Source organism: Vibrio sp. B7 (genome assembly GCF_963888765.1).
GTDB classification, from domain to species: domain Bacteria; phylum Pseudomonadota; class Gammaproteobacteria; order Enterobacterales; family Vibrionaceae; genus Vibrio; species Vibrio anguillarum.
This window is the reverse complement of sequence record NZ_CAWPKR010000005.1, coordinates 34,452-57,833: the sequence shown is the minus strand read 5'-3', so window position 1 is coordinate 57,833 and position 23,382 is coordinate 34,452. Positions and strand designations below refer to the sequence as shown.

6 protein-coding genes are annotated in these 23,382 nt (G+C 48.5%); all 6 read left to right on the top strand.

Annotated features, from left to right (window positions below; translation table 11 throughout):
* Positions 1-11 precede the first annotated feature (11 nt).
* The 6 genes from AACV32_RS03200 to AACV32_RS03175 all read left to right on the top strand — a co-directional run bounded on the left by AACV32_RS03200 (position 12) and on the right by AACV32_RS03175 (position 23,167).
* On the top strand, positions 12-6,200 hold the full coding sequence (locus tag AACV32_RS03200; protein WP_017048947.1) for a non-ribosomal peptide synthetase: 6,189 nt from the start codon (positions 12-14) through the stop codon (positions 6,198-6,200).
* A gap of 74 nt (positions 6,201-6,274) precedes the next feature.
* Complete coding sequence (locus tag AACV32_RS03195; RefSeq protein WP_170895650.1) at positions 6,275-18,169, top strand: non-ribosomal peptide synthetase/type I polyketide synthase; 11,895 nt, start codon at positions 6,275-6,277, stop codon at positions 18,167-18,169.
* Positions 18,156-19,256, top strand: a complete 1,101-nt coding sequence (locus tag AACV32_RS03190; RefSeq protein WP_000842273.1) for a thiazolinyl imide reductase — start codon at positions 18,156-18,158, stop codon at positions 19,254-19,256. Before AACV32_RS03195 ends, AACV32_RS03190 begins: the two co-directional genes overlap by 14 nt.
* The gene (locus tag AACV32_RS03185) at positions 19,253-20,125 is read left to right on the top strand and encodes a thioesterase II family protein (protein WP_017050345.1); all 873 of its coding nucleotides are present in this window, start codon (positions 19,253-19,255) and stop codon (positions 20,123-20,125) included. The genes AACV32_RS03190 and AACV32_RS03185 overlap by 4 nt, the downstream gene beginning before the upstream one ends.
* The gene (locus AACV32_RS03180; protein WP_017050344.1) at positions 20,118-21,512 is read left to right on the top strand and encodes a salicylate synthase; all 1,395 of its coding nucleotides are present in this window, start codon (positions 20,118-20,120) and stop codon (positions 21,510-21,512) included. The genes AACV32_RS03185 and AACV32_RS03180 overlap by 8 nt, the downstream gene beginning before the upstream one ends.
* Positions 21,509-23,167: a (2,3-dihydroxybenzoyl)adenylate synthase gene (locus AACV32_RS03175; protein ID WP_017050343.1), complete on the top strand. Its 1,659-nt coding sequence runs from the start codon at positions 21,509-21,511 to the stop codon at positions 23,165-23,167. The genes AACV32_RS03180 and AACV32_RS03175 overlap by 4 nt, the downstream gene beginning before the upstream one ends.
* Positions 23,168-23,382 lie beyond the last annotated feature (215 nt).

Genomic DNA, 23,382 nt, shown 5'->3' with positions numbered 1-23,382 from the left:
TATGATGTCTTATGTCAGAACAACACCTGATTTTATCCACTTTCCGAGAGGCCATTTGCCAATCATTAGGCCTCTCCATTGACACGATCAGTACAACAGACAATCTGTTTGAGTTGGGGGTCGATTCGATGTTGATGATGCGTATGGTAAATCAATGCCGCAGAGCCGGATGTAAGCTCACTCTAAAAGAGATATACCAGAATCCAACATTGGCACAAATTGGTGAGCTTATTCAAAGCAAGCTCGCGGGTAATCTCACAGGTAATACTGACGCGGTCAGTGAACAACGCCAACCTGACTTGCTACCCACCATGAAAGAGGGCATACCCTTTGCCATGACCCCGGTACAACTGGCTTATTATGTCGGCCGTGATCCGCAGCAAGCCTTAGGTGGCAATGGTTGTCATCTGTATCAGGAGTTTAATGGTCTCGGTCTTGAAATCTCCGCGCTTGAACAGGCACTGAATCAATTACGTCTGCGCCATCCCATGCTCTGTGTGCATTTCCAAAATGATGGTACTCAATGCTGGAAAGCGCCTAGCGCCCCATACCATATTACGGTGCTCGACTTACGTCATTTAACCGATGATGACGCTGAACAAGCCATGATGACGCTTCGTGAACAATTGAGTCATCAAGTGTTGGATGTAGAACATGGGCAAACCTTCGATTTTCAGATTGCCTTACTCTCTCATGAGCGGCGGCGTCTGTATGTCAGCATTGATCTGCTGGTGATGGATGCTTCCAGCTTTAGCTTGTTTTTCAATGAGCTCTCGCTACTCTTACAAAACAAAACCTTGCCTACTCATACTTCCGATTATGATTTTTGCAGTTATTTGCAGCAGGAACAGCAAGAGTTTGCGGCGCAAAAGAAGGCGGCTAATGATTTTTGGCAAACGCAATCCCCCCTGCTGCCCCCTGCGCCCAACTTACCCTTAGTGCAGGACCCATCCTTAGTTAAAAAACCGACTTTCCATCGGCGTAAACATTGGTTAAATCCAACTCAGTGGCAACAACTGCAAACGCTCTGCGCCGCCAATCAGGTCACACCGACCATGACTCTTGCCACTTTGTTTGCAGCAGTATTGTCACGTTGGAGTGGGCAAAGCCAGTTGTTGCTTAACCTAACCTTATTTGACTGTCACCCATTTAACCAGCATGTCCAGCAGATGCTCGCGGACTTTACTAACATTCTGCTCTTACCGACCGAGATTAACCAAGCCAGTCTGGCTGAGCTTTGCCAAACCCAGCAACAACGTTTTGCTGAGATTTATGAACACCGTTTTGTGTCTGGCGTTGAGGTGTTGCGTGAGTTAAAACGCCATGGTAGCCATCCTTACGGAGCCCCTATCGTATTCACTAGTAATCTTAACCATTCACTATTTGGTGATGATACCCATAGCCCACTGGGTGAACTCGGTTGGGGAATTTCACAAACTCCACAAGTGTGGCTCGATTTTGTTGCATCTAAGCAAGGTGATGGTATTGCACTGCAATGGGATGGTGTGGATGAACTGTTTGCGCAAGACCTACTGGATACGCTGTTTAGCGCCTTTATTCAGTTGGTTGAGCATACGCTACAAGGACAAGCAGCATGGCAGTCACCGTTACCAGACTTGCTTCCGACCAGCCAACGCCAAATCCGGGCTGAACGTAATCAGACCTCTAGTGAGCCGCCTCAGGGTTTACTGCATCAGCGAATTTTTGAGCAAGCGCAAGCCAACCCAAGCGACACCGCCCTTATCACTGCGGAACAAATCCTAAGTTATAACGATCTGGTAAGCCAAGCCAAACGGCTAGCCCAGACACTGCTCAACGCTGGAATGCAAAGTGGTGAGCATGTCGCCATCAGTATGGAAAAAGGGGTTGGACAAATCGTTGCCGTTTTGGCTATTTTGCACGCCGGTGGTGTTTATGTCCCTATTGCCCCTAATCAGCCTCTTAGCCGTCGTCAAGCGATTGAAGAGAGTGCTAATGTACGCATTGTGCTGCGCTGTGAGACCTGCGCGCAAAAGTTTGCATGGAGCTCTGCCACTCACATTGATTGGCAAACCCATGGCGATATTGCTCTTGAGACATCGCCATACTCACGTCAACCCGAGCAAGCGGCTTATATTATCTACACTTCCGGCTCAACCGGGACACCAAAAGGGGTGGTAGTCTCCCACCAATCTGCGCTCAATACTTGTCTTGATATCAACCAACGTCATCGTGTTTGCCATACCGATCGAATATTCGCCGTTGCTGCACTGCATTTTGACCTCTCGGTTTATGACATTTTCGGCGTGTTATCGGCCGGCGGAGCCTTAGTGCTACCTAAAGAGCAGCAAACTCGTGATCCTATGGCTTGGAATTCACTGGTCACGCAGCATAGTGTCACGCTTTGGAATAGTGTGCCTGCGCTGTTCGACATGTTCCTCACTTTTTGCGAGGGGATGAAATTCAACACACCGCAACAACTGAGAACAGTGATGCTCTCTGGTGATTGGATTGATCTCTCGCTACCCGGCCGCTACCGCTCTTTCCGTCCGCTCGGTACCTTCAGTGCCATGGGCGGCGCAACGGAGGCGGCGATTTGGTCAAACGAATATCTGGTTAATCACGTTGAACCGCACTGGCGATCCATCCCTTATGGCTACCCATTGACCAATCAAGCTTATCGAGTGGTGGATGAGGCTGGCCGAGACTGCCCTGATTGGGTGCAAGGTGAACTTTGGATTGGGGGTCTTGGGGTTGCTCAAGGTTACTGGAATGATGAACCGCGAACAGCAACACAATTTGTTCATGCTGTTTGTCCAGATAGCCATCAAATCCAACGTTGGTATCGTACAGGAGATATGGGCTGTTATTGGCCTGACGGCACTCTTGAGTTCCTTGGCCGCAAGGATAACCAAGTCAAAGTGGGCGGCCATCGCATTGAGCTAGGAGAGATTGATGCAGCCTTGAATCGTATTCAAGGTGTGCGTCATGGCGTCACTCTGGCCACTGAGCTCGCCGGCAGCCGAGATAAACAACTGGAATGTGTGGTGGTGCTCGAAGGAACCACGCTCTGCTCGCAATTAAAATCCGACCCACGGCTGCCACAAGATTATGCAACGCTTTTCGAAATAGAGCCTAATGCCGACATTGAGGACACCGGATCTCAGGTTGCGGATTTCTTATCTTGGCATTTACTACAGACGCTGCCTAATAGCCTGCAAGCTCAACCTTTAGCCAAACTCGCCCAATCTTATGGTGTCTGTGCACCCTATTTAGAACTCTTTAAGCAGTGGTGGCAACTGCTGTGCTCTAGAGGTTACGCCACCACCGAGCAACAAGGCGCTGAACACTACTATCAACTCGTTTCTCAATCTAGTGCACAACCAAAGACCAGCGCACTTTGCACAAATTTTTCTCAAGTCAGCCCACTGCTGCAACAAATCATCACCGGCCAAGCAGACCCTTCTGTGATACTGGAGACAGATCTTGCGCCTGAGGTGATGCTCTTCAAAACACCAGCGTTTCAAGCCTTGCTGTCAAACACAATCAAGGCGATATCGAGCTTGGCAGAGCAACTGTGCAGACCAATCGTCTTGATTGAAACCGAAGCGCGCAGTGGCTTGTTGGCACAGCATATCTGCTCTGCGCTCGGTCCTGAAAAGGTGTATTACTATGCCTTAGACTCTTCATTAAGCTTCACCCAACGTGCCGCACAACGTTTACAACGTTTTAGCCATGTCACAATCCAGCATGGCTCACTGACTCATCTGGATACACTGGCTGGTCAAGCTGACGTAGTGCTACTCAATAATGTGTTGCACCGCCAAACCAACCCTATTGACTATTTGCAACACATCACCGGATTACTTAAGCCGGAAGCCATGCTGTTGGTCAATGAGATGGCAAGCTTACCTGAGGCCAGTTTGATCAGTGCTCAGGTTTTACAGCAGGCCCCGACTCTTTTATCGGCCCAACAGCTCGCTACCCACTTTGCGCTCGCCAAACTGCATGTACAACACAGTCTGTTGGCGGCAGAGCAACGCCTTTATGTGCTCAGAAATCAGCATGTCTTGCTCAGCCCGGATAGCAGCCAATTATCTGCCAAACTCAGTTCACTCATACCAGCTTATATGGTGCCTAAACGCTTCACCTTTGTTGAATCTCTGCCACTCACTACAAATGGCAAAGTCGATAGAAAAGCGTTAATGGAATCCACTCGTGATACCCACCGTCAGGAAGAACAATCTCAACCCATTCGGACCACCAAAGAGCAAATCGTCGCCCAAGTCTGGCAGGCGTTATTTCATCGATCGGACTTACAAGCCGACAGTGATTTCTTCCTGATCGGAGGGGATAGTTTACTGGCAACGCGTTGTATGGGGGAATTACGCAAACAGGGTTATCAAGCGGATTTAACCGCTCTGTTTAGCCATTCCACTTTGTCACAATTCGCCGCCAGCCTAATTGAAATGACGGCTGATGAATCAAGTCCACTTGCTCCTTTAATCGCACAGCCCAGCCGGCGCTTTCTTCCTTTCCCAATGACGGAAGTGCAGCAAGCCTATTGGGTTGGCCGTCAGTCTGGTTTTGCTCTTGGAGAAATAAGCTCTCAATTCTTTATTGAGTTTCGAGTTGAACAACTGGATGTTGAGCGCTTTAACCAAGCGATGAATCGCTTAATCCAGCGCCACGATATGCTCCGTGCCGTAGTACGTGATCATCAACAGCAAGTTTTGATTCAGGTTCCTGCTTTTACGCTGACTTGTCATTTATTGGATGATATTGATGGTTTTCAAGCCAATGCCCTGCGTGATGCATTAGCCCATCAGGTAAAAAATAGTGCGCTATGGCCGCTGTTTACGGTTGAGGCGGTTAGCGCTTCCCACGGCGAGGCGCGGATTTTTGTCAATCTCGATAATATGATGCTCGATGGCTTGAGCATGCAGATCTTCTTTTCTGAGCTGCAAGCGCTCTACCACAATCCCGACCTTGCTTTACCAGAGCTTGCGATCACCTTTAGAGATTATGTTGAATGGCAGCAACAAGCGGTCACCGAGCAAACACGTTCAACGGCGAAAAAATATTGGCTGCAGCGCTTGGCCGATCTGCCTGCGCACCCGGCTTTGCCTCTTCAAAGTGATCCAAACCAGATTCACAAGCCTAAGTTTATTCGTGCCGCAGGCTCACTGTCTCCACAAGAGTGGCAAGCTTTGAAAAAGCTGGCCGCCAGACACCAAGTCACACCATCGGCTCTCTTGATCAATGCATACGCCAGTGTCCTCTCCGCTTGGAGCGATCAGCAAGCACTCACTCTCAACCTCACTTTATTTGATAGACCTGATGTCCATCCAAATATTGGGCAGATCATGGGCGATTTCACCACCCTACTGCTGCTCGCATGGCATCCTGATCAGCATTGGCTCGCGAGCCTGCAGCGCCTACAACACCAACTGGTCAACGATCTCAAACACAGCCAAGTTTCTGCGGTGTGGGTGATGCGTGAATTGGCTCGTCAACAGCAGCGTACCAGCGCCACTATGCCTGTGGTGTTTACCAGCGCCTTGGGCACTTCTGAGCGCGATTTCCTCTCTGATTCGGGTTGGCTTAAACCGGTAGGAGGTCTATCACAAACCCCTCAGGTATGGTTGGATCACCAAGTCTATGAGTCTTCAGGACAACTCTGCCTCAACTGGGATGCCGTCGGGGAATTATTGCCTCAGCCCTTACTGGAAAAGATGTTCAGCCAGTACCTCACTCTGTTGCAAACGCTGGCGACTCAACCAGAGTCTTGGTCACAGCCATTAAACCTGCTGCTTCCCGCACCGCAAGGGGTAAGTCGATTGATTCCCAGCCCAAGCAAGCTTGACAACTACGAAGCGATCTTGCCCCCAGTCGGCGGCGACCCGGTAACCATTTTGACCATTCGCGAACAGTTTCAGCAGATTGTGAATGTACCGATCAGCGAAAGAGAAAACTTCTTTGATGCGGGGGCTAACTCTTTGCAACTGGTTCAACTACACGCCGCCTTACATTCACTGGCGATGCCGCTATCGGTTACCGACCTTTTTGCCTACCCCTCTCCAGCTTTACTCGCTGCTTGGTTATCGAAGGCGGAAAAGGTCGATAGCTCAAACGAAGCATTGAAAAGTAGGCAACAAAGAGTGAGCGACCGAAAAGCCAACCGTCGTCAACGAGCCACGTCATCCCCCCATATCGCTTGACGTGAACAGAATCTATCAAATGCACAACAGGGTGGCGAAACTGACCACCCTGCAACTGAATTACGAGGATAACCATGAACACTCTCGACCCTTGCTTTGGCAACAGTGACCCAATCGCCGTCATCGGACTGGCTTGCCGCTTTCCGAAAGCACCGAATGCGGAGCAATTTTGGCACAACTTAGTGAATGGTATTTCTGGGCAAAGCTATTTTTCGGAACAAGAGCTACAAGCGGCTGGAATAACCACTTCGCTCTCCGCGCAAGAGAACTTCGTGCCAAGCGGTGCCATTATTGATAATCCAGACTACTTTGATGCAAGCTTGTTTGGTTATTCGCCCACTGAAGCCCTCTCTATTGATCCCCAACAGCGGCTATTTTTACAGATAGTTTGGCATGCGCTTGAAGATGCAGGGTATGCCCCAAACGCCATTCAATCGAAAACTGGAGTTTTCGGCTCGATTCGTACCAGTACCTACCCTTCTTTTGCCGATTTTGATGTCGCTCAAGTTGGCCAAGTCAAGGGGCTGCAAGCCTTATTGGGTAACGATAAAGATTATCTTGCCACGCGAGTCGCCCATAAATTTAACTTAACGGGTCCTGCGTTTACTGTTCAAACGGCTTGTTCTAGCTCTTTGGTCGCCTGCCACCTCGCCTGTGAAAGTCTGCGTTCGGGGGAATGCGATATGGCGATTGCGGGCGGTGTCGCTGTGTCATTTCCTCAAAGCTCAGGCTACTTGTACCAACCCGGTATGATCTTTTCTCCAGATGGGCTGTGTCGCCCCTTTGATATCGGTGCCAATGGTACTTTTGGTGGCCACGGGCTAGGCTGTGTGGTGCTCAAACGCTGGGAGGATGCGCGACGCGATGGTGATACTATTCTGGCGTTGTTACGCGGTAGTGCTATCAACAACGATGGTCAGGATAAAGTGGGGTTTACCGCGCCCTCGGTAAAAGGCCAAGCACAAGTGCTATCCGATGCCCTGCATTTGGCTGATGTATTACCCGATGAAGTGGAGATGATCGAGGCTCATGGTACAGGCACTAAACTCGGTGACCCCATCGAAGTTCGAGCCATCAAACAAGCTTATCAACGCAGCATTGAAGCTAAACCCTGCTTTTTGGGTTCAGTAAAAAGCGGATTCGGGCATCTGGACACAGCGGCAGGTATCGCCTCTTTAATCAAGACGGTGTTATCGGTATCGCGCCGCAAAATCCCGGCCTCACTCAATGTTTCTCAAGCTAACCCGGCTCTAGAGCTTACAGGTTCTGGTTTCCAGCTTGCGACTACTACCATTGATTGGCCGAGCGAAACTCGCACTGCGGCGGTCTCTTCCTTTGGTATCGGTGGTACCAACTGCCATATGATTGTGCAATCGACCCCTGAGCTGACGGATCCTACGCCCCTCAATCCTCGATCCGAAAATGCAAAACTACTGATCTCCGCCAATAGTGAAACCTCGCTACGTAAACTGGCCGGTGAATATGCCACACGCTTAGAACAGCCAACACACCACAGTGATATTGCTTACTCCGCCATGTTAAAGCGAGTATTAGATCTCCCCTATCGACTGGCAATTGATTGCAATTCTGCGGCAATTCAGGCCCTACGTGATTTCGCGCTAACAGGGCAAGCTGGCCGTGATTTACATGTTGGCCAGCCTTCAGCAACAGGCAAGGTGGTGTGGTGCTTTACTGGCCAAGGCAGCCAATGGGCCAATATGGGACAAGAGTTATATCACCGCAGCGCCGCATTTCGTGACAGCATCGAACTGAGCCAACAATATGCGCTCGGCAGCTTAGAAATACGGCTTACTGATGCGTTATTCGGTCACCGCACAGAATTACTCCAACGTACCGACTACGCACAATTAGCGATTGTCGCTTTTGAAATCGCGATGGCAGCTCACTGGCAAAGTAAAGGGTTTAGGCCAGATATGGTGATGGGCCATTCGGTAGGTGAATTTGCTGCTTGTGTGGTGTCAGGATACCTCACTCACCAACAAGCGATTGCGCTTGTCAGCGAACGAGGACGGCTGATGCACTTATGTGCGCAACGCCAAGCGGGCTCTATGTTAGCGATTTTCGCTAAGCCAAACAGATTAGAGACGATACCGGCTTTGCGCGAACTCGATCTGGCCGCGCATAATGGCGCGCAGCATTGGGTATATTCCGGCCATCAACGGGCTGTCGACAACGCGATACTGGAACTTGATAAGCATGCCATTCGTTATAAAAAGTTAGACGTATCCTGCGCCGCACATTCACGCCTATTGGATGAAATGCTAGCGTCGTTTCATGAGTTTGCGGCTCCCATAACCGCAAAGCAAGGTACTATACTTCTCATTTCTAGTGTCACAGGACAGGTCGCCGATGATGCGGCATCGTTCAACGCTGAGTATTGGACCCGTCATGTCCGTGATACTGTACAATTCCAGCGTGCAATAGAGTCAGCCTTAGCCAAGCAGGCTAAGCTGTTGGTCGAAATGGGGCCAAGTGCACACCTCACAGCCATGGGGCAACGTGAAACATGGTCAACAGATTGTGTATGGCTAGGTACCTCTCACCCTAGCATCCCTACACAGCGTTTAGAAACTGAACTCTTAGCCGCTCTTTTTGTCGCGGGCTGCAATAATAAGTGGTCCGCGCTATTCGCGCTGCAGGGTCGACCTTGTCGATTGCCTCTGTATGTGTTCGATGAACAGAGATATTGGTATCCAACCTCCGATGTCAAAACAATCGAAACTGCACTGCCTAAGCAAACCTTGAGCGTACCGCCACCCACCACAATCGCGGCTCTCTATCCGATGCTGCGCTGTTGTGTGATCCGCGATTTGATTCACTCTTGTACGGCTCAGCCTCGTTTTACTCTACGCGATCTGATCCGTGGGGGGCGTTTGCTACCAAAACACCGAGATCTGATCACAACACTTTTAGACTCTTTACTTGAACACGGCTACTTGCAACAAGAGCATCAGTGTTATCAATTCACCGCCGTGCCTTTGCCAGCCACAGACGTGGTTGCGCAATGGCTGCGTGATGCTTTGGCCACCAATCAAGAGCCAGCGACAGTGCCATTGAGCGATATCCGAGCCTTGTGCGAGGCTCCGGCGCGTATTAAGCAAGTATTACGTTGTTATCACACTTCACCACTGCAACTTAAAAAACAAGTGGCAGAAATAAAACAGCGTTTGCTCAGTCCACTGACTCCTTCTATTCAGCCAAACCTAGCAATACCATTCAGCAATCAAACGCAGTTGCTCTATGTAGATTGGGTAATGACACCAACAGAATCAGACTGGCATCAACTCATCACCCTGCATATGCCGAGTTTCGTACAAGAAGAGCGTAGTGACTGGTTGATTGTTGCAGCGCCATCTCTTGACCCTAAAACAATAACGCAACTGGTTGTACACAGAACGACTCAACTCTGGGGACAAATCCAATATCAATTAAGAGGATGCTTAACTTCAGGAGAATGGGCTTGGATAGGTCAGGTTCAAACCCCAAACTTTGATGATTCTCAACCACACGCGCTGTTACCAAGCCCCCATCAGCGCTATGAGTGGCAGTGGCTGCCAGTCGCCGTGAGCCAAGCTAGGCTCAACGTTAGTGAGTCTGATCTCCAACAAGCCCTACAGCGTCAAGGGGAGATTTACCGTGTCAATGAGACGGTCAGCCTGTTCGTATTGCCTGATGGTGAGCTTGTCGAGTGCGCTGAAAAAGTCATCCAATCACTAAGCGCTGATTTTACAACGCTGTATGTTTTGACCTCACAAGCCATGGCGACAGATGCAACGCAAAGTGTTACTGCCGAGAAAGTGGCACTGATGTCTCTGCTGCGAGTTGCTCGTGCTGAACACAAACATCAAGGTATCTATCTACTTGATACTGAACCGTCCTTTGGGAATCATCACCATCAAGCCCTGATTCTGAGTCAGGCTTTAAACTCTGCTCCTTTCCATCTAGCGACTGAGATAGCTTATCGCAACAACAGCTACTGGATACCTCAATTGGTGCACGCCAAAACCGTGCCTGACCTCATCCCTTCCTCTTGGTTTACGACTTCAGGTTGGCATCTTGTCACTGGAGGTATGGGGGGCATAGGCCGACACATCATTAAATGGCTAGCACAATCCGGTGCCCGCCATATTGCGGTGATTGGGCGACAAGAACCCAGCGATTGGCCTGAGTTTTGCCAAACCATAGCCAGATTCGGCTGTCAGGTGATGACCTTGCTTTGCGATGTGAGCCAAGAAGGGGAGCTGCAACGAATGCTTAATGATTGGCCGCGGACTTTGCCTATCATAGGTGCGTTTCATGCTGCGGGGACATCGCTAACAGGCCTCATCAATCAATGGGATCCTCAGCAATCTGGCCTACTTATTCAAACCAAATGCCGCGCTTTTGTCGCACTACACCAATGGCTTGAAGCACAAGAAGCCCAATATTTACTGGGTTTATCCTCCGCAGCTTCACTGGGTGCGGTTGGACAAAGTGCTTATGCGTTAGCCAATGCCTTCTTAGATGGCTATGCTCTCGCCCAACAGGACAGCAGCCGTTGCCGCGTGATGAGTATTGGATGGGGAGCTTGGGATAGCATCGGAATGACCGCCGATTCAGCGCTTCTCGATACACTGGCCAAAGAAGGTATGCATACCTTAAACGTACAAGAAGGTTTGTGGCAGATCAGTCAAAGTCTGCTCAGTGGCGCTCCTTTCGTGCTGGCAATGAATATCGAACCTCAGCATGCTAATTTCCAGCCTTATCTTAACCCAATAAACACGGCGATAGATGCAGTGGATTGCTTGGCATCAACCGAGCCGCTAACGCACCCCACAGTGAGCGATGTAGGTCAATGGTTAACGGAACGACTTCGTTACCAATTGGGTATGAGTGATGATACACCAATTCGAGTCGATCAAGATTTACTGCAATTAGGCTTAGACTCTCTGCAATTTCTTGAGCTTAGTGCGGTTATTCAAAAACAGTTCGCAGTCAAGATCGGTGCAGAACAAGCCTATCAAAACTTAACCATTTCAGGCTTGGTGGAAGCGATCGCCCGAATCCCTGCTGCACCGGAATCGGATTCAATGCTCAAACACTTTGTGAGCGATCCTCACAACCGCTATACCCCCTTCCCACTGACGCCTATTCAACACGCGTATTGGATTGGTCGTGAACCCTGGGTTCAATATGGCGGTATTGCCTGTCACGTCGTCTTTGAGTGGGATAAGGATCTTGCCGAGTTTAACACACAACAATTTGCAGCCGCTTGGAATGCCTTAATCAAGCGTCACGACATGCTGCGCATGACAGTCAATCATGCAGGAGAACAAGTTGTTCACGCCGAGGTTGATTATTTTCCGATTGTAGAGAGAGACTTACGTTCACTCTCAGAAAAAGCACAACACATTGAGCTTGAACAAATACGCCAACAAATGCGTCATCAGGTGCGGGCTGCGGATGTCTGGCCACTCTTTGATGTCAAACTCAGCCGCTTATCTGAGCAAAAGGTGCGTTTGCACCTAAACCTCGACTTACTGCAGTTTGATGTACAAAGCTTCAAAATCATGATGGATGATTTAGCCACCGCCTATCAAGGCCAAGACTTAGAGCCTCTGCCGATCACTTTCCGTGACTACGTGATGCATGAGCAAACGTTACGCCATACTGCCGAGTGGCAAAACTCATGGCACTACTGGCAACAAACGATCCCAACTCTGCCTAAAGCGCCTCAGTTGCCACTGAACTCGGATTATCAACACCATGCTCCGGAATTTATTACCTTAGAAGGCCGCCTTAGCGACTCTGAATGGCAAACGCTAAAATCGGTTTGGCAACAATGGGGGGTAACCCCTTCAGCTGGCCTACTGACCCTATTTGCGCATACCTTGGCCAATTGGACTGCAAGCCCTGATTTTACGTTGAACATGACGTTCTTTAATCGTCAGCCTTTTCATGAGGCCGTCCAAGATCTGATTGGTGACTTCACCTCAGTCCTTCTAATGGATTTCCAACACGACTCAAGCACCGATTTGAAACAGCGTATCTTACAAACCCAAAGCAAACTTTGGCAACGCTTAAGTCATAGTCAAGTCAATGGGGTTGAGGTGATCCGCGAACTAGCCAAACACTGGAAATCCTCCGGTCAGCTCAGTGAGCAAGAAGCGGCACTGCCGTTAACTCCGGTGGTATTTACTAGCATGCTGGGAATGTCGATGGATGGCATGGATATCGAACAAGCCATGACCCATTTACTAGGAGATCCGGTTTATGTTCTGAGTCAAACCCCACAAGTCTGGCTTGATCATCAAATCATGGAAATTGAAGGTGATTTGGCGTTCAACTGGTATTGCATGGCCGGAGTACTGGCGCCAGATCTGTTGGAAAACTTATTCAACCAATATCTAGGCTTGCTGCAGCAGTGTGCGGCAGACCCGCAGTTTTTCGAGCGTTCATTGACTCAACCAGAGCCTCAGCACCCCCTTCTGCCGCCTGATCACGTCATCGCCGAATCCACCCTTGATTGGCACAACATGTCTCTCCCCGAAATTTCACCACAGATTGTACAAGAGGTGACACAAGCGTGGGCGCAGCTTGAGTATCGAGCACTGTGTGGGATCTGGACAACCTTACGCAATCACCAGTTATTTACCTCGCCGGAGCAAGCTTATCGCGCACCACAAATTATTCAACAACTTAAAGTGACTGATAAACATCATAAGCTTATCCAACTTTGGTTAGATCAGTTATGTCGAGAGGGCGTGCTGACAGAGAAGGAAGGAGAGTATCGCTTCCAAAACGATTTCCCCAAAGCACCGGGGTTACCTTTGCCTCAACAAGCTTGGTGTCAGCGTTTGGATACCTATCTTGAGGATTGCCTCAAGCAACACCCGGCTTTGTTGAATGGTCGCCACTCTGCACTCGAGTTGCTATTTTCTGATCCGGCGATCACCGATAGCCTCTACCGCTGCAATCCATCACTGCAAATATTGAATTTAAGTGCCGCGCGTGCCATTTATGCCCTTGGCCAACAGCAGGCGCAAGGTTTGAATATACTTGAAGTCGGGGCTGGCACTGCAGCCACCACTCGAGAGGTATTAAGCCTCGCCTCTTCAACGATTCGCCACTATCAGTTTACCGATGTGTCTCGTCTGTTCCTTCATGAAGCGCGCGAACTATTGTCTGAGTACCCACAGGTAAGCTATGGGCTATTTGATATTAATCAACCCATTGATGAAGCACTAAAAATGGATGGTGGATATCAGGTTATTTTGGCCGTCAATGTTCTGCACGATGCCATCGATCTTGCAAAATGTTTGCAAGGTCTACGCGCTCTTCTGGCCGATGATGGCTATTTGATTTTGATTGAGGCGACCGATCAACACAGCCCAATGCAGTTGGCGACGGTTGGGTTTATTGAAGGAATCAACGCATTCAACGATTTTCGCCAATCCACTGGAAGTGGCATGCTCACACAACCTGCTTGGCTTACCCTGCTGGCGGAACAAGGTTTAGATCCACAGTTGAGCTATCCCAACAGTGATGCATCGGCATTACGTCAGCATCTGATAGTAACCCAAAAACGTCCGCAACATAGTCCGCAGACCTTAGGTCAGTCTGAGTCCTATCAGCAACAAATAGAACAGATAAAAAGTATATGGCAAACGTTTTTACATGGTGAGATTAACCACGACACCGATTTTTTCCTTGCCGGTGGTGACAGTTTAATGGCAACAAAGATGATCGTGGCACTACAACATGCAGGAATCAAACAAGCGAGCTTACAGTCCTTGTTTGAGCATCCGAAATTCCAAGACTTCTGTTGCCAATTTGAGAGTGCCCTGCCTACTACAACGACAACCGTTGAAACGGACATTATTGAGCCAAACACCACTCTTGAATCCCAAGATAATACAACACAACAGAAAAATGGCGTTTGCGTTCGACATTACCCACTCACGCCGCTACAAAATGCCTACTGGCTTGGTGAAAATACCCTGTTTTCCTTGGGAAATGGTGTGGCCCATTTCTATGCAGAGCTTGAAATTAAGCATCTTGATCGTCTGAGACTCACCCAAGCATGGAATCGACTGGTGCAATTACACGACCAATTACGCGGTGAAATCAATGCTGGTCAATATCATATTCATCGCCAAGTGCCAGAGTATCAACCACAGTTTATCGACTTAAGCTCATGGGATGAACCACAAAAAACACGCTGGATTGATGAAGCAAGGACGCAGATCGCCGCCCAAGGTGTAGCGACACATCAATGGCCTCTGTTTGATATCAGCATCCTGCAGGTAGACGGCGAAACCTCTTTGGTACATTTGGTACTCGATTTGGTCGTGGCTGATGGCAAAAGCCTCAATACTCTATTTCAACAATGGTTTGCACTGTATGACGATCTGAGTATCGAATTAGCATTGCCAACGATGAGTATCGACAACTATCTCCTTGAGCTTGAACAGCTCAAACAGTCTGAGCCTTACCAACAAGCTCAAGCTTACTGGCTTGACCGAGTACCGACACTACCAGAAGCTCCAACACTGCCGTTAGCGGATAAACGCTCAGAGCATTTAGCACAAAGTGTACTTACTCACCACCTCAGTGCTGAACAATGGAGTCAGATCCAAGCCGTCTCATTTGCCCATAATTTATTGCCGTCAATGAGTATGCTGTCCACATTTTGCCTTGTGATCAGCCATTGGAGTGCCCAGAAGCATTTTGCGATCAATATACTGCACAGTAACCGTCCGGCTATGCTGCCTCAATCCGTCGACGTCATTGGTAATCTTTCAACCACATCCATGCTTGAAGTAAGAACCCAACCCGGTTCATTGCTCGCGTTTGTTGAGCAAATTCAACAGCAGATGGCCGATGATATGGCACATTCCTTATTTGATGGTCAATCGGTGTTAACTGAAAAAAACCGCCATAATCATAATCTCAATGCGGGCATGCCAGTGGTGTTTAACGACACCTTATCGGTTGGGCAACATAGACCATTACCTTATTGCAAGCTCAATGCCTTTGGTGCACAAACCCCCCATGTTTACCTTGACAGTATGTTGATTCCGTCACCATGCGGCGGCGTTATCATCAAATGGACGATTCAAGAAAACTACTTAAAAAGCGGTGTTTTTGAAGCCATGTTTGCCACTTATACCCACACGTTAGAAACGCTTACAAGCCGAGACTGGCAACAGCCTCTCGCCCTAGCACTCCCCCCAACACAACAGCAGAAGCGTGATCAAGTCAATGCGACACAAGGTGAACTCAAATTGGTTTTAGACAACCAAACTACGGCTTGCGTGGCCACATTGTGCGATTTAGTAAGGCTCGGTGTGGAACAGCACCCACAGCGAATTGCGATTGAGCAAGGCGAACTAGAACTGACTTATCAAACACTTTGGTTTTCTGCTCAGCACTTAGCTGCGCAGCTTATCGAACAACAAGATGATGCACCATTAGTGGCGGTTGTGATGAACAAAGGATGGCAACAGGTAGTCGCTGTTCTCGCCATTCTGTTGGCAGGGAAAGCTTATATGCCCATTGATGGCGCTTATCCTGAACCTCGTATCCAAGCTCTGCTTAAACAAGGAGCAGTCTCAACCATTATCAGCGATAGCTCTGAGCCTTGCCGCACCGATGACTATCGAGTTCTAATCCCTGCGTTAATGACAGAAGCCAAAGTACATTTTATCCCCGTGGCAAACCAACCAACCGATCTGGCTTACGTCATTTTCACCTCCGGCTCCACTGGCCAACCTAAAGGGGTAATGATGGAGCATGGTGCCGTAATCAATACCCTGCTCGATATTAACCAGCGTATTGCACTCGATCATCGTGACCGAGTATTGGCGATTTCCTCTCTCAATTTTGATCTCTCTGTGTTTGATATTTTCTCCACCCTAAGCTGTGGGGCAAGATTGGTAATACCACAGACATCGCCAAGTCAAGATCCTGAAGCACTGCTGCATTTAGCTCAGCAGTCAGCGATTACGGTGTGGAATAGTGTGCCAGCCTTCGCACAGTTATTGGTAGATTTACTAGAAAATCGCTCAAATCCGCTGCCCCATTTACGTCAAATCATGATGAGTGGCGACTGGATACCCGTCAACTTACCAGACCGACTGAATACCCTTATGCCTCAGGCTAAATTGCTCAGCTTAGGTGGTGCTACCGAGGCCGCCATTTGGTCTATCTGCTATCCGATTGAGAAAAGCTATGCCACACACACCAGTATTCCCTATGGAAAACCGCTCACTCATCAACAATTTTATGTGCTCGATGAACAGCTCAATCCTTGTGCAGATTGGGTTACAGGAGAGCTGTACATTGGTGGATTTGGTCTCGCTCGCGGCTATTGGCATGATCAAGAAAAAACCGACCTCGCTTTTATCGAACATCCAACTCTTGGCCAGCGTTTGTATAAAACGGGGGATTTAGGCCGCTATTTACCGGATGGTAACATTGAGTTTCTGGGCAGAAACGATCAACAAGTCAAAATTAACGGTTATCGTATTGAGCTTGGTGAAGTGGAAAATGCTCTACGTCAGTGTGCACTCAACGCGAGCGGAATAGACATCCTAGATGCCATCGTTCAGCCAGACAGAACGGCGCAAAATGGTGCACGTTTAGTGGCTTATATTCAGTACGCCCCCCACAGTCGACGTGATAATCAGGCTTTACTGGATCATGCTCGCCGACTGTTGCCCCAGTACTTATGTCCAAGCCAGATCATAACCTTAGAGCACCTTCCATTGACGGCTAACGGTAAGGTGGATCGTTCTGCACTACCGCGCCCAGATGCCCATCTTGCCGCAGAACAATTACGCATGCCGCACTCACAGCAGGAACAACTTCTGGCTCAGATCTGGTCTGAATGCCTTAATTTCGCCCCTATTCCGGCCAATCAGAGCTTTTTCGACCTAGGCGGAAATTCATTGATCGCCGTGCGCTTACTTAACCAAATCAATCACCGTTTAAACCTTGCTCTCACCGCAGGGCAGTTACAAACCCATGATACGGTTGAGCGCCTCGCCACCTTGCTGACAGAGCAAACTCAACCGCTCCATCATGCACCAGTAAAACTCTCATCAAATGGCAGGAACCGAAACCGTACACTCTTTATTGTGCATCCGATTGGCGGACACTTATTGAGCTATCAGGCATTAGCTAAAGAGCTCAACCAGATCACTTTGTATGGACTTGCCTACCCAGATCGACACGATAAATCTGCGCCAAAAACCGACATTGTGGCTTTAGCCGCACACTATCTATCTATGATTCGCCACGTACAGCCAACTGGCCCTTACCAGCTGGCAGGTTGGTCATTTGGGGGAGTAGTGGCTTTTGAAATGGCTCGACAACTCATGGAACAGGGCGAAGAGGTCAGCCACTGCATCTTGATTGATAGTTATAAACCAAGCCAAAACCCAAATCAGCGATTAACCGAGGCGTCGATCCGCCAATACTTCTACGCGGATTGTATTGGCCGATTCCCGGCGCTGAAAGAGCATGTGATTTCGAACTTCGAATCAGAGACGCAATTTTGCGCAGAGCTTGCCAAGGCATTTTTAGAGACGGGATCAGGCTTATTAGACAGTGCAAGTTTTGCTGATTTGCTAGCAATCTATCAGCAAAACTTGCGTGCCATGCTCGACTATCAGCCACCTTATTTGGAGACGCTCCCCGTCACACTTTATAGCGCACAAAACCATTCACAGCTTGATTTTATGCGCTACCAACATCCTGAGATGGTAGAACGCCGCTGCCATGGTTGGAGTGATTGCTGTCATCCCATCATTCATCGCATGCAGGGAGATCACTACACCCTACTACAACAACCTCATGTGAAAACACTGGCGCACGAGATCTCTACTCTGCTCGGCCACCCTTCACATTCAATAAATTCGTTCCACCAACAAAACGTAAAAGAGCTAGAAAATGAAGAGTCGTAAGAAAGTCATTATCGTTGGGGCTAAATTTGGCGAACTGTACCTAAATGCCTTTATCGAATCTCATCCAGATCTCGAACTGGCAGGGATTCTGTCCCAAGGTAGCCTGCGTTCAAAGAATCTGGCCACTGCCTTTGGTATACCACTGTATGAAAAGGTGTCACAGTTGCCTCAGGATATTGCTATTGCCTGCGTGGTTGTTCGCGCCTCCGTTATCGGTGGGGGCGGTAACGTATTGGTCGAAGAGCTGCTCAAACGTCATATTCATGTTTTGCAAGAGCATCCCGTGTCAGCGAAAGAATTACAACGGCATCATGCGCTTGCAGAGCAATGTGGAGTCCAATACCGAGTCAACAGTTTCTATAGTTCGTCTCAAGCAGGGCAAACCATGATTTCAAGCGCACAGCAAGTCTCATTGCAAATGCGCCAGCCCGCCAGCTACGGCAATATTACGACAAGTCGGCAGTTGCTTTACTCAACATTGGATTTACTGCTGTTGGCATTAGGCCACGATGGCAAAATTCAACCTATAAAATTAGGCAAACAACACCGTTTTGATCTGATTAGTCTTCAATCTCCTCACGGTGATTATCTGTTGCAGTTACAAAACTATCTGGATCCACAAGATCCAGATATGCACAGCCTCGCCATGCATCGTCTTATGTTAGGGTGGGAATCTGGCTATCTTTCGATGGTTGATAGCTATGGCCCGATACATTGGACACCAGCGCTTCATGCCGAAAAGCACCAGAATAACCAGCAAAGCCTGTATCAGGTAGTCAGCCTCGCTGAAGGAGACTATCTCAATCAACCGACTACGCAAACACTTTACGACCACCCCTGCCTCGTTAAAGATCTGTTTGAAGAATTCGGACCGGAAGGGGTATGCAACACTTTAGAGCAGTTTTGCCGTTTAATTGATGGGCAAGACACCGCGCCATTGTTGCTTATCTGTCACCAACTCAAGGTTGCTAAACTGTGGGAAGACATTCTCACATTATGTGGACAACCCCAAGAAAGGACCATGACTCCACCACCACGAATTTCATTTCGATTCAATCGCGCAGTGACCAAAGAGGTGGAGATATGAATCAGGTGTTCAAAACACTTTATCAGAATGGTGCCCAACCTCGTGAAATATGGATTATTTGTCCTTTTGCTGGAGGCAGTTTAAGTGCATTTAAAACATGGATGTCACTTGACTGCAATGCACTAGCAAAAGAAACGCTGGTACTGCTGGCCACTTACCCCGGCAGAGATCATCGAATGCGAGAGCGCCCCCTTACGAGTATTGAAGCAATAGCAGAGGATGTTGCTGAGGGATTGAAGACTTGGATAGCGGATCAAACCTTCACTAAAGAGACTCGAATAATACTCTGTGGACATAGCATGGGGGCACAAGTGGCCTATGAAGTATGTCATCGATTTGAGAGCAGTTTTGGAGCCCTATCACCGATCAAAAATCTGATCCTTTCTGCCTGCCATGCCCCGCATTTAAGCAGTCGAAGACGATTGAGCCAACTCAATGATGATGACTTTATTGACCAACTGATCGCGATTGGCAGCGGCAGTCCGATACTCAAGCAGCACCCTGAACTACTCCCGCTGTTTCTACCCATGTTGAGAGCGGATTTTTTAGCCACAGAGTGCTACCACCAACAAGTTAACTACCACCAAAAAGTTACAGCATCGAAATGTCTACAGTACACCCCATGCACACTCGTGTTTGGCGAACATGACCCTGAAGCTTGGGAGTCCGAAGTCGCTGCATGGCAACCATGGTTGATGCCAATCGATGACAAACCAACACTGATAGCCATATCAGGTGACCACTTTTACATCACAGCAACCCCTGAACACTTTCTCAGCAAGATTAGCGAACCAACAGTAACAAGGTCGGAGCATCGACCAACAACATTAATGAATTACTCTAACGTTTCTGGAGAACAACATGGCTAACATTCATACGGCATATTTACATTCTTTGGTATTGCAACATCAATGTCATCCACTCCAACTCGTTGCTGAACTGACCTCGGCCTCTTTCTGTCATGAATATCTGGTCTATGAGCATGAGAATGAATGGGCGATCGGCATCAATAAACGACTGCAATTAACCGTCAACCATAGAAGCGAAGTTTGTGACTTTGAAGGAAAGGTCGCACAGGTAAACCCTCATCATCTGTGTCAATATATTCATCGTGCAACCCAAACTCTGAGTGGAGAGGACTGGCGACTCTTCGGCCGCGCTGATTTTGAATTCAGTCGCTTCGCTCACGATTTACCACAACAAGAGTGTGAACATCCACTTCTGGAATTGTTTGTAGCCGAAACCGAATTACGCGTTACGACCACTCACGTTATCGTTCGTACCTTTGAAAGCTCACTACTTGCGCAAATTCAAGCCATCATTACTCGAGTATCACACTTACCGTCGCCATTGCCTCTGCAAAGTAAATCCTGCTCTCAACAGGATATTGTTGGTGGCATTGAAGTGAAACATCACTATCAGCAGGCAGTCGATTTAGCCATCAATGAAATCAAAGCCAACCAATACAAGAAAGTGATTTTATCTCGGCCAGCCATACTGCCGTTCAATATCGACATAACCAAAAGCTTTATTAACGGTAGAATGAACAACACGCCAGCTCGCTCTTTCATGCTCAAGCTAAATAACATGCAAGCATTTGGTTTCTCACCAGAAACAGTCTTAGAAGTCGATGAGCGGGGGACCTTGAGCACCCAACCTTTGGCCGGAACACGCTTACTACCCCAAGATAAAACCGACGCAGCAAGGCTAAAGAACGAACTGCTTAACGATCCTAAAGAAATTGCCGAACATGCCGCTTCCGTCAAGCTGGCTATCGAAGAGCTCGAACAGGTTTGTGATCCCTCAAGCGTTCATGTGTCTGAATTTATGACCGTATCAGAAAGAGGTAGCGTGCAACATTTAGCATCGCGAGTAAAAGGTCAGCTCGCCACAGACAAATCCGCATGGGATGCATTCCGAGTCCTCTTTCCTTCCATCACTGCCTCTGGCATTCCTAAACGTGAGGCGGTTGCCGCGATTGCTCGTTTTGAGAAACAACCCAGAAAACTGTACAGCGGTAGCGTATTCATTACAGACCGCAATGGATTTTTCGATGCGGCTTTGGTGTTAAGGGCGGGATACAAAACGGGTTCTGTTTCTCTGCTTCAAGCCGGAGCTGGCATTATCAGTTTGTCTAATCCTCAACGAGAATGGGAAGAAACTTGTGAAAAAATGGCCTGTGTACTCAATCATTTAGTCCTTGAAACCAGCGATGCACAGAACTCATCTTCCTTAATCAGTGAGGCAGTCGCATGAAAAACCGGCCAATGACAGCAGATTTACTCCGAGGCTTTATCGGCTACCAAACCGCACAAGCGATGCGTTATCAGCAAGCAGGACTTTGGGAAGACGCACCGCTTTGGTGCCTATTAACTCAAGGTGTTGAACAATACGGTGAGCAGATTGCCGTGCTAGATGAGCATCATCAGCTAACTTATCAAGCACTGCTAAACGCTGCGGATGGTATCGCGCATCGTTTGATAACCGATGGAATGCAAGTGGGTGAGCGCGTGGTGATCCAACTCTCAAATACTTGCCGTTTGCCAATCGCTCTTTTTGCCACTCTACGAGCTGGTTTAGTACCTATTTTGGCGCTGCCTGCTCATGGGCTTTCTGAAATCAAACACTTGGCTCAGCTCGGCGATGCCAAAGCGTATATTAGTGAAGAAATTCAAGGTGCGGCGTTGGCAAATAACTTAATAGCCAACTGCCAAGGCTTACAGCAGGTTTATCTGTTTGGTGAGCACGGTAACCACCATTCTCTTAATAATATTCAGCTTCACTCACCACTGATAGCTCCTACCATAAATCCAGGCCACCCTGCCCTATTTCTGGTATCTGGTGGCACGACAGGACTACCCAAGCTTATCCCTCGCACCCACAACGATTACCTGTTCAATATTCGTTGTTGCTGTCAGGCAAGTGAGATAAATGAGCGGGATGTTTATCTTGCCGTGCTGCCAGCTGCACACAATTTCACACTCGGCTGCCCGGGCTTTTTAGGGGTGCTCGCCAAAGGTGGAAAGGTCGTGTTTACCCAACACGCGGGGCCAGACCACTGTTTTGAGTTAATTGAACAGCACCAAATCAGCGCCACCGCTTTGGTGCCATCCTTAGCTCAATTATGGACAGAAGCCACACAATGGGAAGAAAGCGATCTTTCAAGCCTACGCTTGATACAAGTTGGAGGCTCGAAACTGGCCTACACTGATGCTTTAGCCATTCAAAAAGCCTTCCCTAATGCTCTACAACAAGTATTTGGTATGGCGGAAGGCCTTATCTGTTGCACTCGCTTGGGCGATCATCCTGAAATTATTGCGTCTCGACAAGGTCGTCCAGTCTGTGCACTCGATGAAATTCGAGTAGTCGACCCTCAAGGTTATCCCGTTGGCGAGGGAAAAGAAGGCGAATTGCTGACGCGAGGCCCCTATACCTTGCGTGGTTACTACCGAGCGAATGAACACAATCAAAAGGCTTTCACTCCAGATGGTTTTTATTGCAGTGGTGATAAAGTGCGCATGGATAGCGACCAATATCTCACCGTGACCGGGCGGATTAAAGATGTGGTCAATCGAGCTGGGGAATGTATTGCTACGGATGAAATTGAAGAGCATTTATTAGCTCATCCTCAAGTAGCGCAGGTCGCAGTGGTTGCAGTACCCGACTCTTATTTAGGCGAGCGGATCGGTGTCGCACTCATCTCCAAAGACTCTAGATTGACATTACAAGCACTCCGTCAGTTTTTAAAAGAGCGTAATCTCGCCTCATTTAAGCTTCCTGATGAACTGCACATCGTCAGCCATCTACCCAAAACCGCCGTCGGAAAAATAGATAAAAAAGCGATTTTAGGCCCCAGTGGGAAACCGTGGATGCTGGATATTCAGACTGGCTATAATACCATTCCGACCTGAAGCTGAAGCAGTGTTGGCTACGTTCGTTCACCCCAATCATCGAGTCGGTCGAGACTCATGGGGATGCATTCATTCGCCAACACGCAGAAACAGCCTTTCATCCTTCTTGCTCTTGTTAAATAGGCGAGGATGACATGGTAGTCGTCGATGGAGAAGACAGTAAAGCAGCTAATTGTTGATATAGCCAAACAACTTGAAATCGCAGGCTAGCGGTA